Raw genomic sequence first — 6,304 nt, 5'->3', positions numbered from 1 at the left:
AGGTTATTTTCCTCATCCCCAACTCCACTGGCTTCTTGATAAATCCAAGCATTATCTAGGGTTCCGTCGCCATTGAGATCAATCCGTTCTTCATCGGGAAGGGTATAAGTAGCGTCGTCATCCCGCATCAGGTCGGTTAAGAGTTCCTGGGCGGGAATCCCTGAGGGTAGCCGTGGGTCAATTTGGAAGAGGTTTTCTAACTTGGCTTTAGCCCGGTCAATGGCGGGGGTCGCGGCGTTATAGATGACGCGATCGCGCCGAGATAGCATCGCCTGTTCCGTGCGGCTAATGGTCCGCAACAAAATCGCCCCCACAACTAGAGACAACACCAACAGCAGCATCATCGCTGTCGGCAGGACAAACCCCGCCATACGACGCTCGGAACGGCGACGGCGTGGTGGGGCCAGGCGATGCAGGAGACGGCGCACGAAACGAGCAAACTGGCTGTAGAGTCGCTTGCTGGTGTTCCGTAACCAACGTTTGATATGAATCCAGATGTGGGGGTTAGCCATAGTTTTAAATCAACTCGGCAGATGCGATTGAGGGAGAGAACGAGCGTAAAGAATAGGAAATCAAGAGAAAATACAATCTCACACCGACGGGGAATTTTAGAAATTTAACAATAGAATTGGCGGTGAAATGATGGGACTGGCTCGGGTTCTACTCTAGTCTTAGCCGATCCTGACCGGGAACGCCAAGGGAGAATTTACGGATGTACCCCTAGCTTACCCAGCTCAGAGGCAAAATCGATCAGTTGGGGGTCAAACCCCTCATTGGGGTGCTACGTAGAACTACGCAGCATTAGCCCGTGCTTACACGGAGATTGGGGCGGCTCCATCTTGGCAAAAACAAACCGGGAGTCTGTCTCAATCAACAAACTCCCGGTCTAGGACTCCCTGGCAGTGGAGGTCTTAAAACTTGTTCAGATTGAGGCCAGCTTCTTTGGCCACCGTTGCCAATCCTTTGCGTTGGATGGTTTTGATCATTTTGGTGGACACTCGCAAGCGCACCCAGCGATTGCCCTGGGGCCACCAAAAGCGTTTCCATTGCAGGTTCGCTTCCTGAAGCCGTTTGGTGCGACGGTGGGAGTGAGACACCGCATAGGCGTTGTTGGCTTTTTTTCCACTGACTTGGCATCGACGTGCCATAACCGAAAATCTCCTTGACGAACAAATGATGCTGAATCTTAATGGGGTTTAGCTACAAAAAACCCAGCTTTTCATCCTACCATAATTTGGCGCTCCTCTGGTGCCCGGACCGAGCGAATGGTCTCTGCGAATGGTCGCTGCGAATGGTCCCTGCGAATGGTCCCTGCGAATGGTCCCTGCTAATCATCCATCTGCCAAGGCTCGGTGATATTGCCCTCGTCCAAAATCCGCTTAGGGCGCAACACCAGTAACAAACGCCCCAAAATGGTCAGGCTGGGGGGTTCGGCAAACCAAGCTAAACGCACCTGTTGCTCCTCCTCGACGAGAAAATAACTGTTCTCGTCCCAGTCTCGTTGGGCGCGATCGATGGCAACGAGGACGGTTTCGCGATCGCCACCGGGAGAATTAGGCAAACAACCACTAGAGACCAAAAACGCCACAGGATCCTGAGCCTTCAAGACCACTTGCCAGCCGGGAACCGGCACACAGGCCGATCCAGCCGGGAGACGGGTAATCTGGAAGGGTTCTTCGGGGGCGATCGCCTCGACAGCTTCAATCTCAGCAGCCGTTAAGGGCATCTCCCCAGCCAGAGGCAACAGGCGCGGCAACTCCTCGCTAGTTTCCGGGCGATATAAGGGCAACAGGGGCGCTTGACGAGGGGCCCGAGCGGCTAAATTCTGTAAGAGAGCCTCCAACTGCTGCCGGGCCGTATCACTTTCGACAAAACGCAATCCTTCGGCAATCAATCGCGCCCGTTGCGAGAGATCCCGCTGACGTTTGGCCTGTCGCCAACATTGATAGGCCACCGCATCCCCAGGATGGCGGCTAAATCCTTCGGGAATCTGAGCTAAACAGGCGAGGGCTTTGACATCATGACTCAGACGATGAGCGCCATCGACATCGAGGCGTTTCTCGGCCGCCAGCATGGCCGCTTCGAGCCGTTGACGCTGATTGAGAATGCGAAGTTCATAGAGGACATCGCTGCGAGGTCCTTCGCAGTAGGCTAACACCTCCCCTGGTGGCTGACCCTCAACAATGCTGTCATAGACCTGGGCGGCGACAATGACTTGATTCTGGACTAGGGCCTCAATTCCCGTCTCCTCGAAAATATCCTCAGCGGCATAGCCGGCATCCTGAAGTTGCTTACAGCGTTTGCCCCAGTCAATCCAGTTTCCCTCCTTGTGACGCAGCGATCGCAAGATCTCGCGAACCTCATCGTCACTTAATTTGAGTGGTTCAGGTTTGTGTTCAGTCATCGTCAACCAGCATTCTTGATACAATCATCGTAAGCACGATTGAAGGCAAAAGACTACCCCTAAGCAATTTTCACTAAAGTTCACGACTGGTCCTGCCACCCTTGTCGACCTGATTATCCCTGTCTAATTACCCCCGTCGCACCTCTGCCAGACCCAAATCTTCATGTCTCAGACTCCTCTAAGCCGCATTCCCACGTCCCTTCCCAAACAGCGCCAACGCCTCAAATACCAAGATACTGCCCTCGGCATGGTTTCGACTCGTAGCTTCCCGGCGATCGTCGGTACCGCTGACATGATGGTGAAATCGGCCGATGTGATCTTGGTGGGTTACGAAAAAATTGGCGCGGGCTATTGTACTGCGATCGTACGGGGGCGCTATCCCGATGTGCGCCTCGCCGTGGAAGAAGGGGCCAAAACCGCCGAACAGTTCGGACAACTGATCTCCAAATCCACCATTGCCCGCCCCATGCCCAACCTAGAGGTCATTTTCCCCCTCGGCAGCCGTTTGGTGGAACTGTGCAACCAACAACGAGGCTATTCTCGCCTCAGTAACCGGGCCATCGGCCTCCTCGAAACCCGAGGCTTTCCGGCGATGGTGGGGGGCGCGGATGCCATGTTGAAATCAGCCGACGTGCAACTGGCGGCCTATGAAACCATCGGTGATGGACTCTGTACCGCCATTGTCCGAGGAACTGTGGCCAATGTGGCCGTGGCCATTGAAGCGGGAATGCACGAAGCCGAACGGATTGGCGAACTTCACGCGGTGATGGTGATTCCTCGCTTACTCGAAGACCTCGAAAATGTCTTACCCGTGGCCAGTTACTGGCTCGATGAGGCTGAACCCTTGCCGGTTCTGGTGTCCTCTCCCGTCGAAACCCAGGCGGCCAAACCGATCGCGTTGCCGGCCTTGGAGAAAGTCCCCGTCGAAATCGAAGAACCCATCGAAGAACCCATCGAACGACAAGAAGAAGAGGCGATCGAAGAACTCATTGCCGAGCCACTCCCGGCCCCTCAACGGGAAATGCCTGATTTTGAGTTAGATTAGGGCGTTGGCCAACCGGCTAGCGAGTCATGGGAGCCGGTTGTCCCTGTTGCCCAAACCTAGGACTAGCCACAGTGTAGGGGGTTGGGGAAATTTGGCATTGGAGTGACTCTTGGCTGATGGGGAGATGAATCAAGAAACGAGTCCCCTGATCAACCTGAGAGTCATAGCTGAGTTGCCCCTTATGTTGTTGGACGACAATTTGATAGGTGACGGCGAGTCCTAGGCCCTTGCCCTGGCCAACGGGTTTGGTGGTAAAGAAGGGGTCAAAGACTTTGCTATTTAAGGCTGGGTCAATCCCGATGCCATTATCCGTGATCTCGATTTCTACCCAGCACTCGTCTAAGCTGCGAGTGGTGATGGAAATTTGCGGCCTCCAGTCTTCATTGGGATCGATTTTAGATTGGGCCACGATCGCATCGAGGGCATTTTCCAAAAGATTGAACAAAGCCTGGTTAATTACACCTATATCCCCTTTAATCTTGGGCAGTTGACCATACTGCTTATCGAGGATCAGCCCCGAGGCTCGGCCAGCGGCTTGATGGACACGAGGCCCCAACATGGATAAGGCTAAATCGAGGGCATGATGCAAGTCAATATCATGTACCCCACTGCGCTCCTGGCTGGAAAACTCCCGTAAGGCAATCACAATTTCTCGGATGCGCTCGGAGCCTTCTTTCATCGAACCGAGCATTTTTTCTAAGTCGGCGGCGACAAAATCAAAGTCAATCTCTGCGAGGGCTTCCAGAAAGTTTTGACGAGAAAAACTATCGTCATCCCGAATTTTTTGAATCAGGGATGACAAGTCATGAGTATATTCGTTGATATGGCTGAGATTGCCATAGATAAAACTAATCGGATTGTTGATTTCATGGGCGACACCGGCCACCAAGCGTCCTAAACTCGACATTTTTTCACTTTGAACCAGTTGAACTTGGGTGTCTTTGAGGTCTTGTAGAGACTGAGTTAACTGTTGATTGAGATGATTCAACCGCAAGCCTGAGCGAACTCGCGCGAGGAGTTCTTCGGTTTCAATGGGTTTAGAAATAAAGTCGTCGGCACCAGCATTGAGGCCGCAGACGCGGTCATCGATCTGTTCTCGGGCCGTCAGAAGAATAAAAAAAGTGGTTTCGAGTTCGGGTTTTGCCTTAATAGTACGACAGAGATCGACGCCATTCATCTCCGGCATCATCCAATCGCAGATAATTAGGTTGGGTTGCTCTCGACTAGCCTGTTTCCAGCCTTGTTTTCCATTGTTGGCAATGATGACCTGATGTCCTTCACTTTCGAGGAGATCTTGTAAGACCATTTGTGTGGTTACTTCGTCATCAATAACTAAGATGGTCGCCATAATATTTAGGAGTTCAAGTTGCTTGTTCGACCGCTTGTGAGTGAGATTTGGGACCTATCGATCCTTGAGCTGGGTCGGGGTCTATTGAGAGCCAAGTTTTCAACTGCAACACCTCCAAGTCCAGTTGACGTTATGATAACTCCAATGTTTCCAGAAACTGTTTAATCTGTTGCCATTGCTCCAAAAGCCTCTGCAGATAAGACTCGACTTGCTCAAAGTTCTGCTCTTTAGCAGCCTGTTCTAAATCCGCTGACTGCTCTGACATAACCGTCGCACCTACATTAGCGGCGGCCCCTTTTAGGCGGTGAGCAATTTCTGTGATGCGATCGCCATCCTGGTCATCAACAATGGCTCTCAGATTTTCCAAGTCTGTTTCAGTCGCATCAACAAAGGCTTGCAAAAGTCGCTTTTGCAGTGACACTTTCCCCCGAGATACTCGGACTAAACGCTCTAAATCTAAAGGGATTTGTGGCTTAGGGCTATCCTGACTCATCTGGCTTGGCTCTAAACAGGGGTTAGATTCATCTGAGTCATGGTTTGAGATGGGAGGATTGCCAGAGGAATCGGATGAAGATGGGGGCAAGGGAGCGCGGGTCTGTGATGAGGAGCGCGATGGACGGTTTAGGTCGGCACTATTGTGGCTCATGGTAGCAAATTTTGTGGGGTTTGACGAACGATCGCCCTCAGTGGCCGGGTGAGTTGTCCAACGTTCTAAGGTCTCTAGTAAGACATCCCAATCGACAGGTTTGGGGATATAATCATCCATACCCGCCTCAAGACATTGTTCTCGATCCGTGGGCATGGCATGAGCGGTGAGGGCAATGATAATGGTATGGCGATCGCTGTCGGCTTCTCGACGGCGCAATTCTTGAGTGGCTTCATAGCCATCGAGAATCGGCATTTGACAGTCCATTAAGACTAAATCATAGTGAGTTTGACGGCAAAGATTTAAGGCCTCTTGCCCATTACTAGCACAGTCAATCTGAACGGCACCGAGTTCTTGTAATTGAGACATAATCACCTGTTGATTGGTGGGATGATCTTCGACCACCAACAACTTGATATGCGAAAAGCGTTTCGAGGGCAGAGGCAAGTCTGGATCAAAGAACTCCGTATCACTGTCGGGATCTCGCTCTAAGTGAAGTTGCGGCGCAACCGCCGTAATTAGAGCATCAAAGAGCCGTGACGCTCGCACCGGTTTCAAAAAATAGCTAGCCGCAGCCCCTTCTTCTAAAAATGTCTCAGCGCTGGCGCGATCTTTGAAGTTACTCATGACCACAATTTTCGTGGTTCGCAACAGCGGATAGGCGCGAATTTCTGCCAGAAACTTGTCTCGGTCTATGTCAGACAATTGCAGATCTAAAATCAGCACATTATAGGGGTGCGATCGCTCAGCCGACTCTTTCAAGGTTTCCAAGGCATTGCTACCGGTTCCCACCTCGGTAATTTGACTAATTCCCCAAGACTGCACCAAATAACGAACTGATTGGCGAGTGGTCGCATTTTC

At 51.9% G+C, this 6,304-nt stretch carries 6 protein-coding genes; 1 reads left to right on the top strand and 5 read right to left on the bottom strand.

Annotated elements, in window-relative coordinates:
• The 3 genes from R6U67_RS18355 to R6U67_RS18345 form a co-directional block, all read right to left on the bottom strand.
• On the bottom strand, nucleotides 1-512 hold a 512-nt coding region (locus R6U67_RS18355; protein ID WP_410253887.1), incomplete at its 3' end, for a hypothetical protein.
• A 399-nt stretch (nucleotides 513-911) separates the two neighbouring features.
• Entirely contained in the window at nucleotides 912-1,148 is a 237-nt protein-coding gene (gene rpmB / locus R6U67_RS18350) for a 50S ribosomal protein L28 (protein ID WP_068789385.1), read from the bottom strand.
• Between the two features lie 179 nt (nucleotides 1,149-1,327).
• Nucleotides 1,328-2,404 carry a RuBisCO accumulation factor 1 gene (locus R6U67_RS18345; RefSeq protein WP_410253886.1) on the bottom strand — a complete coding sequence of 359 codons (1,077 nt, stop codon included), beginning with the start codon at nucleotides 2,402-2,404 and terminating at the stop codon, nucleotides 1,328-1,330.
• A 163-nt stretch (nucleotides 2,405-2,567) separates the two neighbouring features.
• On the opposite strand from R6U67_RS18345, the gene R6U67_RS18340 reads away from it, so the two are divergent.
• Entirely contained in the window at nucleotides 2,568-3,449 is an 882-nt protein-coding gene (locus R6U67_RS18340; RefSeq protein ID WP_410253885.1) for a BMC domain-containing protein, read from the top strand.
• A gap of 16 nt (nucleotides 3,450-3,465) precedes the next feature.
• On the opposite strand, the gene R6U67_RS18335 is transcribed toward R6U67_RS18340, so the two are convergent.
• Complete coding sequence (locus R6U67_RS18335; RefSeq protein ID WP_410253884.1) at nucleotides 3,466-4,797, bottom strand: response regulator; 1,332 nt, start codon at nucleotides 4,795-4,797, stop codon at nucleotides 3,466-3,468.
• Nucleotides 4,798-4,927: 130 nt separating this feature from the next.
• Nucleotides 4,928-6,304: response regulator (locus R6U67_RS18330; protein ID WP_410253883.1), on the bottom strand; the 1,377-nt coding region annotated here is incomplete at its 5' end.

The sequence above is a fragment of the Sodalinema sp. genome (assembly GCF_046483825.1).
GTDB lineage: Bacteria > Cyanobacteriota > Cyanobacteriia > Cyanobacteriales > Geitlerinemataceae > Sodalinema.
Note: the sequence above shows the minus strand (reverse complement) of the source record. Positions and strands in the feature narration are given on the sequence as shown.